The organism is Shinella fusca (assembly GCF_014203155.1).
GTDB lineage: Bacteria > Pseudomonadota > Alphaproteobacteria > Rhizobiales > Rhizobiaceae > Shinella > Shinella fusca.
Genome location: NZ_JACHIK010000001.1, coordinates 407,827 through 430,075, shown reverse-complemented (window position 1 = coordinate 430,075; position 22,249 = coordinate 407,827). Strand labels below are relative to the sequence as shown.

20 protein-coding genes are annotated in these 22,249 nt (G+C 66.3%); 6 read left to right on the top strand and 14 right to left on the bottom strand.

The features are described from left to right. Window positions 1-60: 60 nt before the first annotated feature. The gene (locus HNQ66_RS02080; protein WP_184140336.1) at window positions 61-315 is read right to left on the bottom strand and encodes a hypothetical protein; all 255 of its coding nucleotides are present in this window, start codon (window positions 313-315) and stop codon (window positions 61-63) included. Between the two features lie 64 nt (window positions 316-379). Then, entirely contained in the window at window positions 380-1,228 is an 849-nt protein-coding gene (locus tag HNQ66_RS02075) for a LysR family transcriptional regulator (protein WP_184140334.1), read from the bottom strand. Window positions 1,229-1,356: 128 nt separating this feature from the next. On the opposite strand from HNQ66_RS02075, the gene HNQ66_RS02070 reads away from it, so the two are divergent. The 3 genes from HNQ66_RS02070 to HNQ66_RS02060 are packed head-to-tail and all read left to right on the top strand — an operon-like array spanning window position 1,357 to window position 7,090. Beyond that, window positions 1,357-3,807: a GcvT family protein gene (locus HNQ66_RS02070; RefSeq protein ID WP_184140333.1), complete on the top strand. Its 2,451-nt coding sequence runs from the start codon at window positions 1,357-1,359 to the stop codon at window positions 3,805-3,807. Further along, complete coding sequence (locus HNQ66_RS02065; RefSeq protein ID WP_184140331.1) at window positions 3,804-6,251, top strand: GcvT family protein; 2,448 nt, start codon at window positions 3,804-3,806, stop codon at window positions 6,249-6,251. The genes HNQ66_RS02070 and HNQ66_RS02065 overlap by 4 nt, the downstream gene beginning before the upstream one ends. Further along, window positions 6,251-7,090 carry an isocitrate lyase/PEP mutase family protein gene (locus HNQ66_RS02060; RefSeq protein WP_184140329.1) on the top strand — a complete coding sequence of 280 codons (840 nt, stop codon included), beginning with the start codon at window positions 6,251-6,253 and terminating at the stop codon, window positions 7,088-7,090. The genes HNQ66_RS02065 and HNQ66_RS02060 overlap by 1 nt, the downstream gene beginning before the upstream one ends. Here the strand turns inward: HNQ66_RS02060 and HNQ66_RS02055 are convergent. From HNQ66_RS02055 to HNQ66_RS02020, 8 genes are all read right to left on the bottom strand, one after another. After that, complete coding sequence (locus HNQ66_RS02055) at window positions 7,087-7,596, bottom strand: hypothetical protein (protein WP_184140327.1); 510 nt, start codon at window positions 7,594-7,596, stop codon at window positions 7,087-7,089. The genes HNQ66_RS02060 and HNQ66_RS02055 overlap by 4 nt on opposite strands. A gap of 80 nt (window positions 7,597-7,676) precedes the next feature. Beyond that, a complete protein-coding gene (locus HNQ66_RS02050) occupies window positions 7,677-7,850 on the bottom strand; it encodes a DUF1328 domain-containing protein (RefSeq protein WP_184140325.1) in 174 nt (57 codons plus the stop codon). A gap of 238 nt (window positions 7,851-8,088) precedes the next feature. Further along, a complete protein-coding gene (locus HNQ66_RS02045; protein WP_184140323.1) occupies window positions 8,089-9,516 on the bottom strand; it encodes a gamma-aminobutyraldehyde dehydrogenase in 1,428 nt (475 codons plus the stop codon). Window positions 9,517-9,538: 22 nt separating this feature from the next. Continuing rightward, the gene (locus tag HNQ66_RS02040) at window positions 9,539-10,354 is read right to left on the bottom strand and encodes an ABC transporter permease (RefSeq protein ID WP_184140321.1); all 816 of its coding nucleotides are present in this window, start codon (window positions 10,352-10,354) and stop codon (window positions 9,539-9,541) included. Continuing rightward, entirely contained in the window at window positions 10,344-11,288 is a 945-nt protein-coding gene (locus tag HNQ66_RS02035) for an ABC transporter permease (protein WP_184140319.1), read from the bottom strand. The genes HNQ66_RS02040 and HNQ66_RS02035 overlap by 11 nt, the downstream gene beginning before the upstream one ends. After that, complete coding sequence (locus HNQ66_RS02030; protein WP_184140317.1) at window positions 11,285-12,280, bottom strand: ABC transporter ATP-binding protein; 996 nt, start codon at window positions 12,278-12,280, stop codon at window positions 11,285-11,287. The genes HNQ66_RS02035 and HNQ66_RS02030 overlap by 4 nt, the downstream gene beginning before the upstream one ends. Window positions 12,281-12,527: 247 nt before the next feature. Then, window positions 12,528-13,688, bottom strand: a complete 1,161-nt coding sequence (locus HNQ66_RS02025) for an ABC transporter substrate-binding protein (RefSeq protein ID WP_184140315.1) — start codon at window positions 13,686-13,688, stop codon at window positions 12,528-12,530. 293 nt (window positions 13,689-13,981) lie between these two features. Then, entirely contained in the window at window positions 13,982-14,890 is a 909-nt protein-coding gene (locus tag HNQ66_RS02020) for a LysR family transcriptional regulator (RefSeq protein WP_184140313.1), read from the bottom strand. Window positions 14,891-15,013: 123 nt separating this feature from the next. On the opposite strand from HNQ66_RS02020, the gene HNQ66_RS02015 reads away from it, so the two are divergent. Genes HNQ66_RS02015 through HNQ66_RS02005 form a run of 3 tightly spaced genes read left to right on the top strand, consistent with a single transcriptional unit; the run spans window position 15,014 to window position 16,682 of the window. Beyond that, the gene (locus HNQ66_RS02015) at window positions 15,014-15,925 is read left to right on the top strand and encodes an alpha/beta hydrolase (RefSeq protein WP_246434108.1); all 912 of its coding nucleotides are present in this window, start codon (window positions 15,014-15,016) and stop codon (window positions 15,923-15,925) included. Next, window positions 15,922-16,338, top strand: a complete 417-nt coding sequence (locus HNQ66_RS02010) for an ACT domain-containing protein (protein WP_184140311.1) — start codon at window positions 15,922-15,924, stop codon at window positions 16,336-16,338. The genes HNQ66_RS02015 and HNQ66_RS02010 overlap by 4 nt, the downstream gene beginning before the upstream one ends. Further along, window positions 16,338-16,682 (top strand): PAAR domain-containing protein, encoded by a 345-nt coding sequence (locus HNQ66_RS02005; protein WP_184140309.1) that lies wholly within the window; start codon window positions 16,338-16,340, stop codon window positions 16,680-16,682. The genes HNQ66_RS02010 and HNQ66_RS02005 overlap by 1 nt, the downstream gene beginning before the upstream one ends. A gap of 271 nt (window positions 16,683-16,953) precedes the next feature. Here HNQ66_RS02005 and HNQ66_RS02000 read toward each other — a convergent pair whose 3' ends face one another. Genes HNQ66_RS02000 through HNQ66_RS01985 form a run of 4 tightly spaced genes read right to left on the bottom strand, consistent with a single transcriptional unit; the run spans window position 16,954 to window position 22,100 of the window. After that, a complete protein-coding gene (locus HNQ66_RS02000) occupies window positions 16,954-18,585 on the bottom strand; it encodes an ABC transporter ATP-binding protein (protein ID WP_184140307.1) in 1,632 nt (543 codons plus the stop codon). Beyond that, complete coding sequence (locus HNQ66_RS01995) at window positions 18,578-19,405, bottom strand: ABC transporter permease (RefSeq protein WP_184140305.1); 828 nt, start codon at window positions 19,403-19,405, stop codon at window positions 18,578-18,580. The genes HNQ66_RS02000 and HNQ66_RS01995 overlap by 8 nt, the downstream gene beginning before the upstream one ends. Beyond that, window positions 19,402-20,511, bottom strand: coding sequence for an ABC transporter permease (locus tag HNQ66_RS01990; RefSeq protein ID WP_210308635.1), 1,110 nt, complete (start codon window positions 20,509-20,511; stop codon window positions 19,402-19,404). The genes HNQ66_RS01995 and HNQ66_RS01990 overlap by 4 nt, the downstream gene beginning before the upstream one ends. Further along, the gene (locus HNQ66_RS01985) at window positions 20,511-22,100 is read right to left on the bottom strand and encodes an ABC transporter substrate-binding protein (RefSeq protein ID WP_184140301.1); all 1,590 of its coding nucleotides are present in this window, start codon (window positions 22,098-22,100) and stop codon (window positions 20,511-20,513) included. The genes HNQ66_RS01990 and HNQ66_RS01985 overlap by 1 nt, the downstream gene beginning before the upstream one ends. Window positions 22,101-22,249: the final 149 nt, after the last annotated feature.

Sequence of the window (22,249 nt, the reverse complement as noted above, 5' to 3'; positions counted from 1 at the left end):
TGCTCGGGCCAAGCCCGAGCATGACGGCGGCGAGAGGAAGATAAGGGCGAGCGCTGTCGCCTACCGCCGCGGCTCGCCGCCCTCGGCGTAGATCGTCTTCTGCTGGAACTTGAAGACGTGGCCGCAGCGGCAGCGGATCATGTGCTTGTCGGGATATTTCGACGGCCGCTCGGTGAGGAAGCCGCGCGGCAGCGAATCGACGGTGAAGTCGGGATGCGGCCGGCTCGGCATGTCGTCCTCGGAAACCTCGGCATAGCCGGCATGGCCGCACATGGCGCATTCGAGCTTGCGCGAATAGCGGTCACGGGCGGCCATGGGGAACTCCTTCGTCGGATGCGGTTTGCCGTTAATAGGCATCGCGTCCGTCCGTTTCAATGCCTCATTCGGAAAGCAGGGCCTGAAGGATGGCGATGATGCGCCGGTGCTGGTGGGCGTGGCGGGTGCGCACGTTGACGGCGGCATAGACGGCCTGGGCGATCGGCTCGGCGTCCGCCACCCGGTTCGCAAGGCCCGCGGCGGCGAGCCGTTCGGCATCCGAAGCGGTCACGAAGGCCGTGCCGCCGAGCGTCTGCATCAGCGCGACGATGGCGGTGGTCTCGCCGCTCGCGATGGGGGCGGTGGAAAGCGCCGGATAGGCCTGCCGGTGCAGCCGGTCGAAGGCCGGCGAATAGACGGCCTGGATATAATCCTCCGCCTTCACCTCCTCGATCCGGCGGACCCTGTTGCTCACCATCTCGTAGCGCACCTCGCCGATGCGCTCGTAGTGGAGATCCGGCAGGTAGTGCGGGGTGAAGAGGATGGCAAGGTCCAGGTCGCCCGCGCCGAGGTCGCGGTTCATCTGGTTGGAATAGTCGACCTCCAGGTAGATGGAGGTGCCCGGCAGGTCGCGCCGCACGGCGGCCAGCCAGTCGCCGGCATAGCGGGCCGCAAGGTCGTGCTGGAGGCCGATGCGCATGGAGCGCTCGTAGGCGCCGGCCGTCTCCACCGCGCGGGCCGCCTCGTGCCACTGGTGCTGGAGGGCTTTCGCATGGTCGAGGAAGCGAAGGCCCGCGGCCGTCGGCTGCGTGCCGCCCTTGTTGCGTGCGAAGAGCTTTCGCGCGAACATTCCCTCCAGCGCATTGATGCGGTGCGTGACCGTCGATTGCGTGACGTTCAGCCGCTCCGCCGTGCGGTTGAAATTGCGCGTTTCCATCAGGTCGAGGAATGTCTCGATCAGGACAATTTGCATGAAGGCGCCGTATTTCTCCAATGTTTGGCGGAAGTGTAATCGGCTTCTTCGATTAATAAAGCGAATTCCTCCGCTTGCTGGCCGATGCTTTGGTTGACAAAAATCAGGCGCGAAGAAGGGGAGCCAGAATGTCCGGACTGCCAAGCCATGCCCGTGTCGTCATCATCGGCGGAGGCGCCGTCGGCGCGTCCGCGCTCTACCATCTGGCGAAGGCCGGATGGACGGATTGCGTGCTGCTCGAAAAGAACGAGCTGACCGCCGGCTCCACCTGGCATGCCGCCGGCAACGTGCCGACCTTCTCCTCCTCCTGGTCGATCATGAACATGCAGCGCTATTCCGCCTCGCTCTACCGGGAGCTCGGCGCGCTGGTCGATTACCCGATGAACTACCACGTCACCGGCTCGATCCGCCTCGGCCATTCGAGGGAACGCCTGCAGGAGTTCAAGCGGGTCGTCGGCATGGGCCGCTATCAGGGCATGGACCTCGATATCCTCTCGCCGGGCGAAATGGCCGGAAAATATCCCTTCCTCGAAACGCACGATCTTACCGGCGCGCTCTACGATCCTTACGACGGGGACATCGACCCGGCGCAGCTCACGCAGGCGCTTGCCAAGGGCGCGCGCGACATGGGCGCGAAGATCTTCCGCTTCTGTCCCGCCACGGGCGCGCGGCGCGAGGGCGAGGAGTGGGTCATTTCCACGCCGCAGGGGGAGATCCGCTGCGAGAAGGTGGTGAACGCCGCCGGCTATTATGCCCGCGAGGTGGGAAAATGGTTCGGCCGCGACGTGCCGATGATGGTGATGAGCCACCAGTACATCCTCTTCGAGGAAATCCCCGAGCTTGCCGCCTGGTCGAAGGAGGTCGGCCACAAGCTGCCGCTGCTGCGCGACGTCGACAGCTCCTATTATCTCCGGCAGGAGAAGACGGGCATGAACCTCGGCCCCTACGAGCGCAACTGCAAGGCGCATTGGGTGACGCCGGACGATCCGATGCCGGACGATTTCTCCTTCCAGCTCTTCCCGGACGATCTCGACCGGCTCGAATGGTATCTCAACGACGCCGTCGAGCGCGTGCCGATCCTCGGCACGGCGGGCCTGTCGCGCATGATCAACGGCCCGATCCCCTATGCCCCGGACGGCAATCCGCTGCTCGGCCCGATGCCGGGCGTGCCGAACGCCTACGAGGCCTGCGTCTTCACCTTCGGCATCTGCCAGGCGGGCGGCGCGGGCAAGGTGCTGGCCGAATGGGTGACGGAGGGCGAGACGGAGTGGGACATGTGGTCCTGCGACCCGCGCCGCTTCACCGCGTTTGCCTCGGATCAGGACTATTGCGTGGAAAAGGGCATGGAGGTCTACGGCCACGAATATGCCATGCACTTCCCCAAGCACGCCTGGCCGGCCGGCCGCGACAGGAAGCTGTCGCCGATCCACGACCGTATCAAAGCGCTCGGCGGCCAGTTCAAGCCCTATAACGGCTGGGAGCGCGCCATGTGGTACGCCAGGCCCGGCGACGACCTTTCGGAGGAAGCGACGCAGACCTGGAACCGCGAGGGACCGTGGCGGCCGCGCATCGAGGAGGAGTGCCGCGCCGTCAACGAGGCCGCCGGCATCCTCGACCTTCCCGGCTTCTCGCGCTTCCGCGTGAAGGGGGAGGGCGCGACGGCGTGGCTCTCCTCGCTGATCACCGGCAAGGTGCCGAAGCCCGGCCGCATCGGCCTTGCCTATTTCGCCGACGACAAGGGGCGCATCGTCACGGAAATGTCGGTGATGATGCTGGACGAGGACTTCTTCTTCCTCATCACCGCCGCCACCGCCCAGTGGCACGATTTCGAATGGCTGACGAAGCACAGGCCGAAGGATGCCGCCTTCACCGTCGACGACGCGACGGAGAATTTCTCCTGCCAGATCCTCTCCGGCCCGAAGTCCCGCGCCATCCTCGCCGAGGTGACGGACGCCGACCTTGCCAAGGGCTGGCTGACGCATCAGGCCGCGCAGATCGCCGGCCGCTGGTGCCAGCTCGTGCGCGTCTCCTTTGCCGGCGAGCTCGGCTGGGAAATCCACACCAAGGTGGAAGATACGGCCGCGATCTTCGACGCCGTGTGGGGAGCGGGCCAGAAGCATGGCCTGAAACCTTTCGGCATGGAGGCGCTGGACTCGCTGCGCATCGAGAAGGGCTACCGCGCCTGGAAGGGCGACCTTTCGACCGACTACACGATCCTGCAAGGCGGCCTTGACCGTTTCGTCGACTGGACGAAGCCCGACTTCAAGGGCAAGGCGGCGCTGGAGCGGGAGAGGCAGCAGGGCGTTTCCAAGCGCTTCGTGCTCTTGACCGTGGAGGCCGGCGACTGCGACGCGCCCTACATGTCGACGCTCTGGCATGACGGCAAGGTGGTCGGCGAGACGACCTCCGGCAACTGGGGCTATCGCGTGGGCAAATCCATCGCGCTCGGCATGTTGCGTGCGGACCTCGCCGTGCCGGGCACCGAGGTCGAGGTGGAAATCTACGGCGACCGCTTCAAGGCGACCGTCGAGCCCGACGGGCCGCTCTTCGACCCCAACAATGAAAGACTGCGCGCATGACGAAGCCCATTCCCTCCAAGGCGCGAGCCGTCATCGTCGGCGGCGGCGTTTCCGGCTGCTCGGTCGCCTATCATCTGGCAAAACTCGGCTGGACGGATGTGGTGCTGCTGGAGCGCAAGCAGCTCACCTGCGGCACCACCTGGCATGCCGCCGGCCTCATCGGCCAGCTGCGCGCCTCGCAGAACATGACGCGCCTCGCCAAATACTCCGCCGACCTCTACGTCAAGCTGGAGGCGGAGACCGGCATCGGCACCGGCATGCGGCAGAACGGCTCCATGACGGTGGCTCTCACCGACGAGCGCAAGGAGGAGATTTATCGCCAGGCCTCGCTCGCCCGCGCCTTCGACGTCGACGTGCGCGAGATCACCGTCGACGAGGTGAAGGCGATGTATCCGCACCTCAACACGGCGGATATCAAGGCCGCCGTGCACCTGCCGCTCGACGGCCAGTGCGACCCGGCCAATATCGCGATGGCCTTGGCGAAGGGCGCGCGGCAGAACGGCGCGACGGTCATCGAGGGCGTCAAGGTGACGTCCGTGCTGACGAAGGACGGCCGCGTGACGGGCGTTGCCTGCGAGCAGAACGGCGAGACCTTCACCATCGAGACGGAGAACGTCGTCAACGCCGCCGGGATGTGGGGGCGAACGCTCGCCGACATATCGGGCGTGACGCTGCCGCTGCATGCCTGCGAGCATTTCTACATCGTCACCGAGCCGATCCCGAACCTCACGCGCCTGCCGGTGCTGCGCGTGCCGGACGAATGCACCTATTACAAGGAAGACGCCGGCAAGATGCTGATCGGCGCCTTCGAGCTAAAGGCCAAGCCCTGGGGCATGGACGGCATTTCGGAGGATTTCTGCTTCGACCAGTTGCCGGAGGATTTCGACCACTTCCAGCCGATCCTCGAAAACGCCATCAACCGCATGCCGATGCTGGAAACAGCCGGCATCCACACCTTCTTCAACGGCCCGGAGAGCTTTACGCCGGACGACCGCTACTATCTCGGCGAGGCGCCGGAGCTGAAAGGCTACTGGGTCGCCGCCGGCTACAACTCCATCGGCATCGTCTCTTCCGGCGGGGCCGGCATGGCGCTCGCCCAGTGGATGAACGACGGCGAGCCGCCCTTCGACCTCTGGGAGGTCGATATCCGCCGCGCCCAGCCGTTCCAGAAGAACCGCGCCTATCTTCAGGACCGCGTCTCCGAGACGCTCGGCCTCCTCTATGCCGACCATTTCCCCTATCGCCAGATGGCGACCGCCCGCGGCGTGCGGCGCTCGCCGATCCACGAGCACCTGAAGGCGCGCGGGGCGGTCTTCGGCGAGGTGGCGGGCTGGGAGCGTGCCAACTGGTTCGCGAGGGAGGGGCAGGCGCGGGAATACCGCTATTCGTGGAAGCGGCAGAACTGGTTCGAGAACCAGAAAGAGGAGCACCTTGCCGTCCGCAACGGCGTCGGCCTCTTCGACATGACCTCCTTCGGCAAGATCCGCGTGGAGGGCCGCGATGCGCTCGCCTTCCTGCAAAAGCTCTGCGCCAACCAGATGGACGTCGCGCCGGGCAGGATCGTCTATACGCAGATGCTCAACGCCCACGGCGGCATCGAGAGCGACCTGACGGTGACGCGCCTTTCGCAAACCGCCTTCCTGCTCGTCGTGCCTGGCGCGACGCTCCAGCGCGACCTTGCCTGGCTGCGCAAGCATCTTCGCGACGAGTTCGTCGTCATCACCGATGTGACGGCGGCCGAAAGCGTGCTCTGCGTCATGGGGCCGAAGGCGCGCGAACTGATGCGGAAGGTCAGCCCCAACGACTTCTCCAATGCCCATCATCCCTTCGCCACGGCGCGGGAGATCGAGATCGGCATGGGCCTTGCCCGCGCCCACCGCGTCACCTATGTCGGCGAGCTCGGCTGGGAGCTCTATGTCTCTACCGATCAGGCCGCCCATGTGTTCGAGGCGCTGGAAGCGGCGGGCGCCGATGTCGGCCTGAGGCTCTGCGGCCTGCACACGCTCGATAGCTGCCGCATCGAGAAGGCCTTCCGCCATTTCGGCCACGACATCACCGACGAGGACCATGTGCTGGAAGCCGGCCTCGGCTTTGCCGTGCGCACGAAGAAGGGCGAGTTCATCGGCCGCGATGCGGTGCTGCGGAAGGAGAAGGAAGGTTTGAAGCGCCGCATGGTGCAGTTCCGGCTCGCCGATCCCGAACCGCTCCTCTTCCATAACGAGGCGCTGGTGCGCGACGGGAAGATCGTCTCCACCATCACCTCGGGCAATTACGGCCATTTCCTTGGCGGCGCCATCGGCATGGGCTATGTTCCCTGCGCGGGGGAGAGCGAGGCGGACGTGCTCGCCTCCCGCTACGAGATCGAGATCGCCGGCGTGCGGGTGAAGGCGGAGGCTTCGCTCGCGCCGATGTACGATCCGAAGGCCGAAAGGGTGCGCGCATAATGAGCCTTGCCGAACGCCATCAGCGCTTCCACGACCTGCATCAGTCGGGCTGCTTCGTCATCCCGAACCCGTGGGACATGGGCTCGGCCCGCCTGATGGCGGCATCCGGCGCGGTGGCGCTCGCCACGACCTCGGCCGGCTTCGCCTTCACGCTCGGCCGGCCCGACATGGGGCGGGTGAGCCGCGAGGAGGCGTTGAAGCATGCCGAGGACATCGTGCGGGCGACGCCGCTGCCGGTCTCGGGCGACTTCGAGAACGGTTTTGCCGATGCGCCGGACGATGTGGCCGAGACGATCCGCCTTGCCGCGGACGTCGGCCTCTCCGGCTGCTCGATCGAGGACACGCGGATGATCGAGGGCAACCCGGCCTACGATTTCGGCCTCGCCGTCGAGCGCATCCGCGCCGCCGCCGACGCTGCTCGTTCGCTCGGCCAGCCCTTCATTCTTTGCGCGCGGGCCGACGGCGTGATGAACGGCGTCTACGATCTCGACGAGGCCATCCGCCGCATCCAGGCCTTCGAGAAAGCCGGCGCGGACCTGCTCTACGTTCCGGTACCGCCCGGCGAGGCGGAACTGCGCCGCGTCGTCGCGTCGGTTTCAAGGCCGGTCAATGCGCTCGCCGCCGGGCCGCTCCGCAAGCTCACGGTGCCGCAGTTCGCCGCAATCGGCGTGCGGCGCATCTCGCTCGGCTCGATGATCGCCCGCGTCACGCACGCGGCCATCGCCGGGCAGATGGAGGCCATCGTCAGGGACGGCAGCTTCGCCAGGCTCTCCGCCGCCGCTTCCGGCGACCGCATCAATGCGATGCTCGACGCCGGTGCGCATGGCACGGTGATCTAGGGCGCGCGGACCGCGCGGACGTCGCGCACGCCAAAATCCCATTCGGGTGCGGTAACGGGGTCGAGATCGATCCCCGGGAAGACGGTGAAGGTGGAGAAGGTCTGGCTCTGGCCCGGCAGCACGCGCAGCACGATCAGCGCGCTGTCTCGGCCGACCTCGCGGCAGGCGCCTTTCGGGCAATCGGACAGCACGACATCGAGGCGGAAGGACTGCAGGGGCACGGTGCCGTTGTTGGTGGCGCGGCCCGTCACGCGGTAGCTCGTCGCCGTCTGGCCGGCGCTCGCCTGCATGTCGGAAAGCTTGATGCTGTCGGCGGTCAGCGCCGGCGTTGCCGGCGTGACGGGGCCGGAGGGCGCCTGCTCGTCGACGAACCAGATGAGGAGGGCGCTCGCAAGGCCGATGGCGACGACGACGGTGAGGGCGGGTTCGACCCAGCTGCGGAAACGCCGGAAGCGTAGCGCGAGATAGAGTATGGCCGCCGCCGCGACTGCGAATGCCCAGATCATTCAGGTCCTCCTGGGCATGATATAGCGTGCGCGGCATGCGGCCGGAAGGGCGTTTACGCCCCAAATCGTCGCGGGTCTTCCTAGAAGGCGAGGTTACCGGCCATGAGCGCCAGGATGAGGAAGATCAGGAAGATGGCGAGCGCGATCGCGAAGAGCACCTTGGCGATGGTGGCCGTCGCGGCCGAGACCCCGGAAAAGCCGAGGAAGCCGGTGATCAGCGATATGACGAGGAAAATCAGAGCCCATTTCAGCATGGCGGTGTCTCCCGGTGGGTTTTGGGGAAGACGCGCGGCGGGCGGGAAAGTTCCCGGGAAGGGCGTGCTTGTGGCACCCCCCTCTGGCCTGCCGGCCATCTCCCCCTCAAGGGGGGAGATTGGATGGAGAGCTGGCTTCCTTCCCATCAAAAGAGGAACTGGGAGCAGGCCCTTGCCGATCTCCCCCCTTGTGGGGGAGATGGCCGGCAGGGCAGAGGGGGGTGCCCCAGGACTGGCGTCATCCGTGGCTGATCATCACATGCCGCACGGCGGTGTAGTCCTCCAGCGCGTAGATCGACATGTCCTTGCCGTAGCCCGACTGCTTGACGCCGCCGTGCGGCATCTCGTTGGTCAGCATGAAGTGGGTGTTGATCCAGGTGCAGCCGTATTGCAGGCGGGAGGCGGCCTTCATGGCCTTGCCGATGTCCTTCGTCCAGACGGAGGAGGCAAGGCCGTAGTCGCTGTCGTTGGCCCAGGCGACGGCCTGATCGGCATCCTTGAAGCGGGTGACGGAGACGACAGGGCCGAAGACCTCGCGGCGGACGATCTCGTCGTTCTGCGTGGCGCCGGCCACCACGGTCGGCTGGAAGAAGTAGCCTTCCTCGCTGCCGACGCGCCCGCCCGTGGTGATCTCGATATGCTTCACGTCCGCCGCGCGCTCGACGAAGCTCGCCACGCGGTCGCGCTGGCGCCTGGAGATCAGCGGGCCGATCTCGTTTTGCGTGTCGTCCGGGTCGTTGTAGCGGATGGTCGAGACGGCGGCGGAAAGATCGGCGACGAATTTTTCGTAGATGCCCTCCTGCGCGTAGATGCGGCAGGCGGCGGTGCAGTCCTGGCCGGCATTGTAGTAGCCGAAGGTGCGAATGCCTTGAACCACGGCTTCGAGGTCCGCGTCGTCGAAGACGAGGACGGGGGCCTTGCCGCCGAGTTCCAGATGCGTGCGCTTGACGGTCTTGGCCGCGGCGGCGAGCACCTTCTTGCCCGTCGCCACGTCTCCGGTGATCGAGACCATGTTGATCTTGGGGTGGTTGATCAGCGTGTTGCCGACCGTCTCGCCGCGGCCGAGGATGACGTTGACGACGCCTTCCGGCAGGATGTCGGCGAGGAGTTTCGCCATTTTCAGCGCCGTCAGCGGCGTCTGCTCGGAGGGCTTGAAGACGACGGTGTTGCCGCCGGCAATGGCGGGCGCCAGCTTCCAGGCCATCATCATCAGCGGATAGTTCCACGGCGCGATGGAGCCGACGATGCCGACCGGGTCGCGCCGCACCATGGAGGTGAAGCCCGGCAGGTATTCGGCCGCGACCGGCGCATGCAGCGAGCGGATGGCGCCGGCGAAGAAGCGCCAGCAGTCGACGATGGCCGGCAGCTCGTCGTTGCGCACGGCGTTGATCGGCTTGCCGCAGTTGAGCGATTCCAGCGCGGCGAAGGCGTCGGCGTCCTTTTCGATGGCGTCGGCGATCTTCAGGAGATAGCCGGAGCGCTCGGCGGGCGTGGTCGCCGCCCAGCCGGTGAAGGCCTTTTCGGCGGCGTCCACCGCGGCGTCGATCTGCGTATGCGAGGCTTCCGGCAGGTCGACGATCCGGGCGCCCGTCCTGGGGTTGAGGACGTGTTCCTCCACCTCCGTGCCGGCTTCCAGGCGCGCGCCGATCAGCATCTGGGTATCCATGGATGTTCTCCCTTGTGTCAGGTTATTTGCCGCTGCCGGCGACCTGGTCGCCGTCGCGGGTGAGGTAATAGGCGGCAAGGATCGGCAGGAAGGTGACGAGCACCACCACCATGGCGACGACGTTCGTGACCGGCCGCTGGCGGGGGCGCACCAGTTCCTCCAGCATCCAGATCGGCAGCGTCGACTGCTGGCCCGCCGTGAAGGTCGTCACGATCACCTCGTCGAAGGAGAGCGCGAAGGCGAGCATGCCGCCTGCCAATAGCGCCGTGCCGATGTTGGGCAGGATGACGTAGCGGAAGGTCTGGAAGCCGTCGGCGCCGAGGTCCATAGAGGCCTCCACCAGCGAGCCGGAAATGCGGCGGAAGCGGGCGACGGCGTTGTTGTAGACGACCACGACGCAGAAGGTCGCGTGGCCGAGCACGATGGTCCAGAACGAGAAGGGGATGTCGACGAAGGAGAAGGCCGAGCGCAGCGCGATGCCGGTGATGATGCCGGGCAGCGCGATGGGCAGGATGACGAGCAGCGACACCGCCTCCCGGCCGAAGAACCGCGTGCGCGAGACGGCGGCGGCGCAGAGCGTGCCGAGCACGAGGGCGACGGCCGTGGAGATCGAGGCGACGCGGACGGAAAGCCCGAGCGCGTCCCAGACGTCCGGCCGGTTCCAGGCGGCCGCGAACCATTTCAGCGTATAGCCCGGCGGCGGGAACTGGTAGCTCTTCTCCTCCGTCGTGAAGGCATAGAGGAAGATGAGCAGGATCGGCAGGTGCAGGAAGAGGAGGCCGGCGCCTGCGGCGACCTTCAGGCCGAGGGGGGCGGAGGTGTTCTTGTCAGAGCGCATCGAAGGCTCCCTGTCGCTTGGCCATCCACAGATAGAGGCCCATGATGACGATCGGCACGACGGAGAAGGCGGCGGCAAGCGGGATGTTGCCGGCCGTGCCCTGCTGGGCATAGACGGCCTGCCCGATGAAGAGCCGCGACGAGCCGATGATCTGCGGAATGATGTAGTCGCCGAGCGTCAGCGAGAAGGTGAAGATGGAGCCGGCGATGATGCCGGGCAGCGCCAGCGGAAAGAGCACATGGCGGAAGGTCTGCGCCGGATTGCCGCCAAGGTCCGCGGAGGCCTCGATCAGGTTGCCCGGCACGCGCTCCAGCGCGGCCTGGATCGGCAGGATCATGAAGGGCATCCACACATAGATGAAGACGATGAAGGTGCCGGTATAGCTGATCGACAGCGACGAGCCGCCGATGACCGGCAGGGAAAGCCACGCGTCGAGCAGCCAGGTGAGGTGGAGCTTGGCGAAGATCCAGGTGAGAATGCCTTCCTTGGCGAGGATCAGCTTCCAGGCATAGACCTTCACGAGATAGCTCGACCAGAGCGGCAGCATGACGCCGAGATAGAAGATCACCTTCCATTTTCCCCGGGCATAACGAGCCGCGTAATAGGCGATGGGAAAGGCGATGGCGGCGGAGGCGAGCGTCACCAGCGCGGCCATGACGACGGTTCTAAGGATGATGTCGAAGTTCGACGGGATCAGGAGCTGCCGGTAGGTATCGAGCGTGAAGTCGTAGTTGATCAGCCCGGAAAAGTCGTCGATCGAGAAAAAGCTCTGGAGCAGCAGCGCAAAGAGCGAGCCGAGATAGATGACGCCGAGCCAGAGGAGCGGCGGTGTCAGCATCAGGAAAAGGAGGATCTTCGGCTTGCGCCAGAAGGTATCCGAAAGCTGCCCGAGGGCGCCCGTGCGGCGGGAAAGGATGGAGGTGTCGGCGTTCATTGCGCGCCGTCCATCGTGTGCAGGTCCTCCGGCAGGAAGGAGAGGGTGACCGTCGCGCCTTCGGCGGGCACCGCCGTCGAAGCCGGCACCATGGCGGCGATGCGCGCGCCGTTCGCCTCCACCGTCACGCGGCTCGCCGCGCCGAGGAAGCTTGACGCCGTCACGCGGCCGGAGAACTGCTTGCGGCCGGGCCCGTCGCCGAGCGTGATCGCCTCGGGGCGTAGGCTCGCATGGTGCCGGCCGAAGCCGAGGCTTTCGACGAAATCGGGCGGCAGCACGTTGGAGGAGCCGACGAAATCGGCGACGAAGCGGGTCTTCGGCCGCTTGTAGACCTCTTCGGGCGTGCCGAGTTGCTGGATCCTGCCCTCGCTGAAGACGGCGATACGGTCGGCCATCGACAGGGCCTCGCCCTGGTCGTGGGTGACGAAGACGAAGGTGATGCCGAGCGACTTCTGAAGCGACTTCAGTTCCTCCTGCATCTGCTCGCGCAGCTTCAGGTCGAGCGCGCCGAGCGGTTCGTCGAGGAGGAGGACACGGGGTCGGTTGACGAGGGCTCTTGCGAGCGCCACACGCTGGCGCTGGCCGCCGGAAAGCTGGCCGGGCCGGCGCGTGCCGTAGCCGGGCAGCTTCACCATGGCAAGCGCCTCCTCGGCCGCCTTCAGGCGTTCCGCCTTGCCGACGCCCTTGACCATCAGCCCGTAGGCGACGTTCTCCAGGATCGAGAGATGCGGGAAGAGGGCATAGTCCTGGAAGACCGTGTTGACGTTGCGCCGGTAGGGCGGCACGCCCTCGGCCGTCTCGCCGAATATCTCGATATGGCCGCCGGTCGGCTGCTCGAAGCCCGCCATCAGGCGCAGGCACGTCGTCTTGCCGGAGCCGGAAGGCCCTAGCATGGCGAAGAACTCGCCTTCGGCAATGGCCAGATCCACGCTGTCGACGGCGCGCACGGCGCCGAAATGGCGGGAGACTTGCTGGAACAGAACGGCGGTCATGGGGGCTCCCGGGTGTGTTGGGCGATGGGCGAGGCGTCCGTCCATCGCGATACGTTTCATGCGCGGGAAGAGGGTGCAGCTAGCCGATCTCCCCCCTTGAGGGGGAGATGCCCGGCAGGGCAGAGGGGGGTATTCCCACCCCGCTCAGCCAGATTTAGCCGCTTCGCGGCCACCCCCCTCTGTCACCTCTCGGTGACATCTCCCCCTCAAGGGGGGAGATCAGGAGGAGGTTGCCGCGCTGTTTTCCTCAACGCCCGCCGATCACGCCGATATAGTCGGAGACCCAGCGGTGGTAGGGCACGCATTCGCCCTGGCTCTCGCACTTGGCGACCGGCGTGCGCCAGAAGGCGATCTTGTCGAAGTTGTCGTAGCCGTTGGTCGAGCAACCCTCGTCGGTCAAAAGCGCGTTGCCCTTGCAGGCGGCCGGAACCGAGGGAACGGCGCCGAACCAGGCGGCCGCATCCCCCTGCACCTTGGCGGACAGCGAATGCTCCATCCACATATAGGCGCAGTTCGGATGCTGGCTTTCGGCATGCAGCATGGTCGTGTCGGCCCAGCCCGTCACGCCCTCTTCCGGGAAGGTCGAGGCGATCGGCTGCTTTTCCGACTGCATGAGGTTGACCTGGAACGGCCAGGAGCCGGAGGCGACGACGCCCTCGTTCTTGAAGTCGTCGATCTGGATCATCGCGTCGTGCCAGTAGCGGCCGACGAGGGTGCGCTGGACGCGCAGCAGGTCGAGCGCGGCCTTGTACTGGTCTTCGTTGAGCTCGTAGGGGTTCTTGATGCCGAGCTCCGGCTTGTGCGCCATCAGGTATTGTGCGGCGTCGGCGATGTGGATCGGGCCGTCATAGGCCTGCACGCGACCCTTGTTCGACTTGCCGTCCGGCAGCGTCATTTCCTCGAAGACGACGTTCCAGCTCTTCGGCGCCTCGCCCTTGAAGGCCTCGGTATTGTACATCAGCACGTTCGGGCCCCAGAGGTAGGGCGTGCCGTAGTGCACGCCGTTCACCGTGTGCCAGGGGGCGTTCTGCAGGCGCTCGTCGATGGTCTTCCAGCTCGGGATGAGGTCGGTGTTGATCGGCTGAACGCGCTTGCCCGCGACGAGGCGGAGAGACGCGTCGCCCGAGGCGGTGACGAGGTCGAAGCCGCCTTCGTTCATCAGCGCGACCATCTCGTCCGACGTGGCGGCGGTCTTCACCGTCACCTTGCAGCCCGTCTGCTTTTCGAAATCGCTGACCCAGTCATAGGCCTTGTCCGTCTCGCCGCGCTCGATATAGCCGGCCCAGGCGACGATGGAGACCTCTCCCTCGCCGGGGCCGAGTTCCTTCAGCGGCTCCTGGGCGATGGCGGCGGTGGCGAAAGCGAGCGAAAGGGTAAGCGCGGTGCAGGAATGCAGAAGTCGCTTCATGACAGTCTCCCGGTTTGATCCGCTTTTCGAGCGGTATTGTTCCCGAAAGGAAAGGTGCCGCGATTTTGCCGCTTTCGCAAATTCATTAATCAGATAGGCGGTATCGGAAATCCCGAAAGGTCGCCGCGGGGCGTGGATCCTCGGGTCAAGCCCGAGGATGACGGAGGGGAGGAGAGGTGGCCCCGTTCGTTGAACGGAGCGGCGCGCGGATCGGTGTGGTTGTCCGCCTTTCTTCATTTCTTGCGTCATCCTCGGGCCTGACCCGAGGATCCACGCCCCACGGCACGCCCTCGCTACCGCCCCCGCCCGCTCCTCAGCGCCTCGGCCAGCCCGACGAAATCGCGCGCGGCCTGCGGCAGGCCGGAGCCTTTTCGCCAGACCATGCCGATCTGCACCACGGGCAGGGCGCCGGAGACGTCGCGGCTTTCGATGCGGTCGCCTTCCAGCGACCAGGGGCGGTAGACGAGGTCTGGCAGAAGCGCGATGCCGGCGCCCGTGGCGACGAGGCTGCGCACGGCCTCCACCGAGCGCGTGCGGAAGGCGACATGCGGGCGAGCGCCGAGCGCCGTCAGCAGTTTTCCGGTGTTCTCCTCGATTTCGTCGACCGTCAGCATGATCAGCGGCTCCTTCGCGATATCGCTGACGGAGATGATGTCGGCCGAGACGAGGGGATGGCCGATCGGCAGCCAGAGCCTGTAGGGCGAGGTCTCGATGATCTCGGCCTGCAGCGCCATGCGGTCGCGCAGGTTCGAAATCACCATGACGGCGACGTCGAGTTCCCCGCCGACGAGGAGATGTTCCAGATAGGAGCCGTTGTCCTCGATGGCGCTCACCTCGATACCGGGAAAAGCCCGGCGGTAGCGCGAGAGGAGGTCGGAGAGCACGTAGCCGGCGACCAGCGAGGTGACGCCGAGATTGAGCTGGCCCCTCTCGGGCGTGCGATTGTCGGAGAAGGAGCTGCGCGCATCGGAGACATTGGCGAGGATCTTCGTCGCGTGGCGCAGGAACTGGTGGCCGTTGTGCGTCGTCGTCAGGCCGCGCGGATGGCGCTCGAAGAGGGAGACGCCCAGGTCCGATTCGAGCTCCTTGATCGCCTCGGTGATCGAGGATTGCGAAATGGAGAGGTTCTGCGCGGCGCGCGTGACGGAACCCTGCTCCGCGACGGCGACGAAATACTGCAACTGGCGGAAGGTGAAGGCCATGGCGGCAGTTAATATGCGGGCGGCAAGCGAGGCAAGCACCGAAAATTGATGGGAAAGACGCGCATGGGGCGGGCGCTGCGGCCGCGGGCTGCTATCATCGCGCCGACCCGTGAAGGAGCCGCCATGACCGACCGTCCCATGCCGAGCGAGGAAGGCATCCTGGCCTTCCACAAGCGCTGCGAGGATTTCTATCCCGCCGATGCCGTGGAGGCCGATATCGGCCAGCAGCGCATCTGGTACGACGCGCTCTGTGCCGCCTTCGATGCCCCACCGCCCGCCGGCATGGCAAAGGAGGATGGGCTTGTGGCCGGGCGCATCCCCATCCGCCGCTACCGCCCGGCGCGGGTGACGAGCGAGACGCGGCTTTTCTATATCCATGGCGGCGGCTTCGTCGTCGGCTCGCTGGAAAGCCACGATGCGATCTGCGCCGAGATTTCCGAGGCGGCGGGCGCCGAGCTCGTCTCCGTCGACTACCGGCTTTCGCCGGAGCATGTCTGGCCGGATGCCTTCGACGATTGCTGGGCCGTGCTGGTGGAACTGCTCCTCGAAGGCGGGCCGGTCGTGTTGATCGGCGACAGCGCCGGCGGCAATCTGGCGGCAGGCATCGCGATGAAGGCGCGCGACGAGGGGCTGAAGGGGATCGCCGGGCAGGCGCTCGTCTATCCCGGCCTCGGCGGCGACCTTAATTCCGGCTCCTATGTCGAGATGGCCGGGGCGCCGGGGCTTTCGACCGCCGACGTCGTCTATTACCGCGAGGTCTACAAGGCGCCGGACGATGCCGTCCATGCCTTTCCGCTCCGGGCGGAAAACCTTGCGGACCTGCCGCCCGCCTTCATCACCGCCGCCCGCTTCGATCCGCTGCGCGACGATGCGCGGGTCTATGCGGCGCGGCTCATCCTCGCCGGCATTCCGGTGGAGTTCCGCGAGGAAGGGCAGATGATCCATGCCTGGCTGCGCGCCCGCTTCATGAGCGAGGGAGCGAAGGCGGGCTTTGCGGCGCTCTGCGACGCCGTGCGGCGGATGGCCAATTCATGAGCGGTGTCACCGACCTCGCCGAACTGCTGGAGACCATGGAGCCGGCGCTGGCGGAGGGCCACTTCGTCTATGCCAGCGTGCCGGAAGACGCGTTGACGGCTGCGCTTCTTCGCGCTGCGATCGGCCTCTTTCGGGAGGCGGAGGGCGTGACGCTGATCCTGCCGGCCGGCGCGGCAGCCGGCCTTTCCGCCAGTCCGCCGATGCGGATGATCACCCTCACCGTCCATTCCTCGCTGGAGGCGGTAGGGCTGACGGCGGCCTTCGCGGCGGCGCTGACGCGGGAGGGCATCAGCGCCAATGTGGTCGCCGCCTTCCACCACGACCATATATTCGTGCCGGAGCGCGACGCCGGCCGGGCGATGGAAGCGCTCAGGGCCCTGTCCCGCACGGCGCGCGAGGGGAGGAAAGCGTGATGAAGGCCTTGCGGCTTGCCGGTCTTGCCCTTTTGCTGGCCTGTGCCGCGGCTCTGCCCGCCAAGGCTGAGGACGCCGCCGTACCCATTCCAGCCTGCGCGTTTTCCGGCGCGCAAAGCGTCTTCATCGGCGGTGCGCCGGCGCTCAGGCTTTCCGACGTGGTGAACTGCCCGCCGGAGCTTTACGAGATCGTGCCCAGCATCATGATCGAGGGCCAGCCGATGGTGAAGTTCCGCGCGGGCGTCGGCGAGAAGGGCAGGTGCACGGCGCGCGGCGAGGAGACGGTGTTGGCCGAAGGCGAGCCGGCAAGCCGCGTCGGGGATGTGGATTGCGTGCAGAATTGAAGGTGTAAGTGCGGCGCTGCTTGTCGAGAGGCGCTGCTCTCGCCCACCTCCCTCTCCATCGTCATCCTCGGGCTTGACCCCGAGGATCCATTCACAAATGCAAGGCGTGCCGTGAAGCGTGGATCCTCGGGTCAAGCCCGAGGATGACGGAGGAGAGGTGGGTGGTCCAAAGACAAGTGGAGGGATGCGGGGACGCCAGCGGCCGCCGTAAGGCGGCCGGAGGGGGCTTGTGCGGAACATCGGGACGGGCGGCCGAAGCCGCCCGTTTTGGTCAATTCCCCGCGCTTTCCATGCGCCGTGTCGCCAGCACCCGTTCCAGCCAGCCGATCTCCATTTCGGGAACCGACTTCAGCAGAAGGTCCGTGTAGTCGTCGAAGGGCGGGGAGAGGACCTTCGACTTCGGGCCGAAGCGCACGAGCTTGCCGCGGTGCATCACGGCCACCGAATCGGCGATGGCGCGGACGATGGCGATGTCGTGGGTGATGAACATATAGGAGACCTGCGTTTCCTCCTGGAGTTTCAGGAGGAGCTTCAGGATGCCTTCGGCCACCAGCGGGTCGAGCGCGGAGGTGGGCTCGTCGCAGAGGATGAGCTCCGGCTGGGCGGCGAGCGCCCTTGCTATGGCGATGCGCTGCTTCTGGCCGCCGGAGAGCTCGGCCGGGTAGCGGTCGGCGAAGCGGCCGCCCATCTCGATCTGGTCCAGGAGTTCCTTCACCCGCTCGGTCTTCCTGGCGCCGCGCATGCCGTAATAGAAGGTGAGGGGGCGGCCGATGATGTCGCGCACCGTCTGGCGCGGGTTCATCGCGGTGTCGGCCATCTGGTAGATCATCTGGATGCGGCGCAGCTCGTCGTTCGACCGGCCCTTCAGCGCCTTCGGCAAGGGCTTGCCGTCGAAGCTGATCGTGCCGTCCTGCGGCGGCAGGAGGCCGGTGATGACGCGGGCGAGGGTGGACTTGCCCGAGCCCGATTCGCCCACCACTGCCAGCGTCTGGCCCTTCGGCAGGTGCAGCGAGACGTCCTGCAGCACCTTGAAGCCGTTGGAATAGCCGGCGGTGATGTTCTCGACCTTCAGGAGCGTGTCCGACTGGTCCGGCGCCTCGTCGCGCCGTGTGCCGCGCACGTTGACGAGCGCGCGGGTATAATCCTGCTTCGGCTCCTCGATGATCTCGCGCACCGTGCCGTATTCCACCATCTTGCCGTGGCGGAGAACGAGGATGTCGTCCGTGATCTGCGCCACGACGGCAAGGTCGTGGGTGATGTAGAGCGCGGCGGTGTGCGTCTCCTCGATGGCGTGCTTGATGGCGGCAAGCACGTCGATCTGCGTCGTCACGTCGAGCGCCGTCGTCGGCTCGTCGAAGACGATGAGCTCGGGATTGGGGCAGAGCGCCATGGCGGTCATGGCGCGCTGGAGCTGGCCGCCCGAGACCTGGTGCGGGTAGCGCTGGCCGAAGGTCTCCGGGTTCGGCAGGCCGAGCACCCTGAAGAGGTAGAGCGCGCGCTTTTCCGCCTCCGCCCGGCTCATGATGCCGTGCTTCAGGGACGCCTCGATCACCTGCTCGCCGAGCCGGTGGGCGGGGTTGAAGGCGGCGGCCGCCGACTGCGCGACGTAGCAGACCTTGCAGCCGCGCACCTTGCGGATGCCGGCCGGCGAGAGCTTCAGGAGGTCCTCGCCGTTGAGCTTCACCTCGCCGCCGGTAATCCGCACCCCGCCCCGCCCGTAGGCGAGCGCGGTGAGGCCGATGGTGGATTTGCCGGCGCCCGATTCGCCGATGAGGCCGAGCACCTTGCCCTTCTCCACGTCGAAGGAGACGCCCTCGACGAGCGTGACGGTCTTCGGCGGTTCGCCCGGCGGGTAGCTCGTCGCCTCGATCTTGAGATTCTTGACGGAAAGAAGATCAGGCATCGCCGCGTCCCCCCTTGAGGCTCGAGGTGCGTTTCATCAGCCAGTCGACGACGAGGTTGACGCAGATCGCCAGCCCCGCGATGGCCCCGCCCGGAATGAGCGCGGCCGAGATGCCGAAGATGATGCCGTCCTTGTTGTCCTTGACCATGCCGCCCCAGTCGGCGGCCGGCGGCTGGATGCCGAGGCCGAGGAAGGAGAGGGTGGAGAGGAACAGGATCGAGAAGGCAAAGCGCAGGCCGAATTCGGCCAAGAGCGGCGAGAGCGTGTTGGGCAGGATCTCGCGGAAGATGATCCAGCCCGTGCCTTCGCCGCGAAGGCGCGCGGCCTCCACGAACTCCATGACCGCGACGTCGAGCGCGACGGCCCGGCCGATGCGGTAGACGCGCGTCGAATCGAGGATCGCCATGACGAGGATGAGGATCCAGAGCTGCTGCGGCAGCACCGCGAGCACGACGAGGGCGAAGATCAGCGTGGGGATCGCCATCATCAGGTCGTTGAAGCGCGAGAAGGCCTGGTCGATGAAGCCGCCCGTCACCGCTGCCGTGAAGGAGAGCAGCATGCCGAGCGAGAAGGAGAGGACGGTCGCCGCCAGCGCCACGAAGATCGTGGTGCGGGCGCCGAAGATCAGCCGCGAGAAGAGGTCGCGGCCGAGATTGTCCGTGCCGAGCAGGTAGTCGCCGCCCATCGGCTGCCAGATGGCACCGACGATCTCGCTTTCGCCGTGGGGGGCGATGAAGGGGGCAAAGACGGCGCAGAAGAGGGCAAGCGCGATGCCGAGGATGCCGATCCAGGCGCTGAGGGGGATGGTGGAAAGTCTCATCGCGGGTGCCTCAATCTGGGGTTCGCGACGATCGCGAGGATGTCGGCGAACATGTTGAGGAAGATGTAGAAAGCGGCGAAGATCAGTCCGCAGGCCTGCACCACCGGCATGTCGCGCACCGTCACGGCGTCGACCATGTACTGGCCCATGCCGGGATAGACGAACACCACCTCCACCACGACGACGCCGACCACGAGATAGGCAAGGTTCAGCGCGATGACGTTGATGACCGGGGCGACCGCGTTCGGCGCGGCGTGCCTGGCGATGATCCTGAGGCCGGAAAGGCCCTTGAGCTCCGCCGTCTCCACATAGGCCGACGACATGACGTTGAGGATCGCCGCCCGCGTCATGCGCATCATGTGGGCGAGCACGACGAGGACGAGGGTCGCCGTCGGCAGGGCGATGGCCGAGAGGCGCTGGCCGAGCGTCATGGAATCGTAGACCGTCGCCGGGAAGGTGGCGATGCCCATCTTCACGGCGAAGAACAGGATCAGCAGGTAGCCGACGAAGAATTCCGGCAGCGAGATCGCCGCCAGCGAGATGACGTTGATGATCTTGTCCGGCAGGCGGTTTCGGTATTGCACCGCCAGCATGCCGAGCCCGACGGCGAGCGGCACGGAGATGATCGCGGCGAAGAAGGCGAGGAAGAGCGAATTGCCGAGGCGCTTGCCGATCTGCTCGCTGACCGAGTTCCGCGAGGCCCAGGACTTGCCGAAGTCGCCCTTGATCGCCCCGCCGAGCCACTGGACGTAGCGGGTCGTGGCCGGCTGGTCGAGGCCGAGGTCCTTGCGGATGTTCTCGATGGCCTGCGGCGTCGCGGACTGGCCGAGATAGGTGGTGGCGAAGTCGCCGGGCAGGGCTTCCACGCCCCCGAAGATCATCAGGGACACGGCAAAGAGCAGCCCGATGCTGAGCGCGAAGCGCTGCACGATGAGCGCCACCAGGGGGCTGCTCTTGCTGAATTTCGCCCAGAACGAAGGCGCAGCTTCGATCGCGGGAGTTCCAGTGGACGCAACCGACCCGGCAACGCCGGCAGACTGCGGGCTATCGCCCGCAGCCGCCGTTGCTGTCAGCTCCGGACCGTGCGCCGGTCCGCCGCCGGTCATCAGGCGTCGAGCCACACGCGGGTTGCGACATAGCCGTTCGACATGTCGTTGCCGATGTCGTGGACATAGCCCTTCACGTTCTTGCCGCAGGCGTTCACGAAGTCGTTGAACATCGGCAGGATCAGGCCGCCCTCGTCACGCACCATCATGGCCATGGTGCGGTACATGTCCTTGCGCTTGGCCTCGTCGAGTTCCGAGCGGGCTTCGAGCAGGATCTTGTCGAAGTCCGGGCGCAGGAAGCGGGTGTCGTTCCAGTCGGCCGTCGAGAGATAGGCGGTGGAATACATCTGGTCCTGCGTCGGCCGGCCGCCCCAGTAGGAGGTGGAGAAGGGCTGCACGTTCCACACGTTCGACCAGTAGCCGTCGCCCGGCTCGCGCTTGACCTCGATCTCGATGCCGGCCTTCTTGGCGCTTTCCTGGTAGAGGACGGCGGCGTCGACGGCGCCCGGGAAGGCGACGTCGGAGGTGCGCAGCAGCACCGAGCCGCTGTGGCCAGACTTCTTGTAGTGGAAGGCGGCCTTGTCCGGGTCGTAGGCGCGCTGCTCGATGCCTTCGGGGAAGAGGGCATAGGTCTCGTTGATCGGGAAGTCGTTGCCGATCTTGCCGTAGCCGCCGAGCACCTTTTCCAGCATCGTCTCGCGGTCCATGGCGTATTTCAGCGCCATGCGCAGGTCGTTGTTGTCGAACGGCGCCGTGTTGCAATGCATGATGAAGACGTAGTGGCCGCGGCCGGAGGTGGAGAGGATTTCCACGGTCGGCGCGCGCTTGAGGAGGTCGACGGTCTTCGGATCGACGCGGTTGATGTAGTGCACCTGGCCGGAGGACAGCGCCGCGATGCGGGCCGTCGCGTCGTTCATCGCGATCATCTCGATCGTGTCGACGAAGCCGCGGTCCTGGCGCCAGTCGTCCTTGTTGCGCTCGAAGGTGGCGCGGACGCCGGCCTCGAAGCTGGTGACCTTGTAGGGGCCGGTGCCGATCTGGGCGTTCGGATCGTCGAGGCCGCCGTTCGGCTGGATGATCAGGTGGTAGTCGGTGAGCAGCAGCGGCAGGTCGGCATTGCCTTCCGTCAGCGTGAGGACCAGCTTGTCGCCGTCCGCCTTGATCTCCTTGATCGACTTCATGACGCCGAGCGCGCCGGATTCCGACTTCTCGTCGGTGTGGCGCTGCAGGGTCTTGATGACGTCGTCGACGGTCAGTTCCTTGCCGTCGTGGAACTTCACGCCCTTGCGGATGGTGAAGGTCCAGGTCGAGGCGTCGGCGGAGGGCTCCCACGATTCGGCAAGCGCCGGCACGGGCTGGCCGGTCAGCGGCTCGGATTCGACGAGCATGTCGCCCCAGTTGCGGCCGACGACGAACATGAATTGCGAGAGGGCCTTTGCCGGGTCCTTCGAATCGGTCGCCGCAGCGCCCTCGAGGCCGAGCTTGAGGTTGCCGCCGCGCTTGGGCTCCTGGGCCTTGGCGGCGGTGTCGAACATCGTGCCGGCGACGGCGAGCGTGACGCCGAAGGCGGCAGCGCGGCCCATGAACTCGCGGCGGTTCATCTTGCCGAGCGCGACCTGGCTGGTGAGATATCTGGTGTAGTCAGTCATTCCCCTGTTCCCTTTGCTGGCCCTGTTTTGGGCATTTGTCGTTATGATTGGCAGAATTTCTGTTTTTCGCCTCTAAGGCAACCTTGCCGCCGCTTTTTATGCCGCCGCAGGTGTGTTTGCGTCTCCCGAAGGCCTCCTTTTTCCGCCGC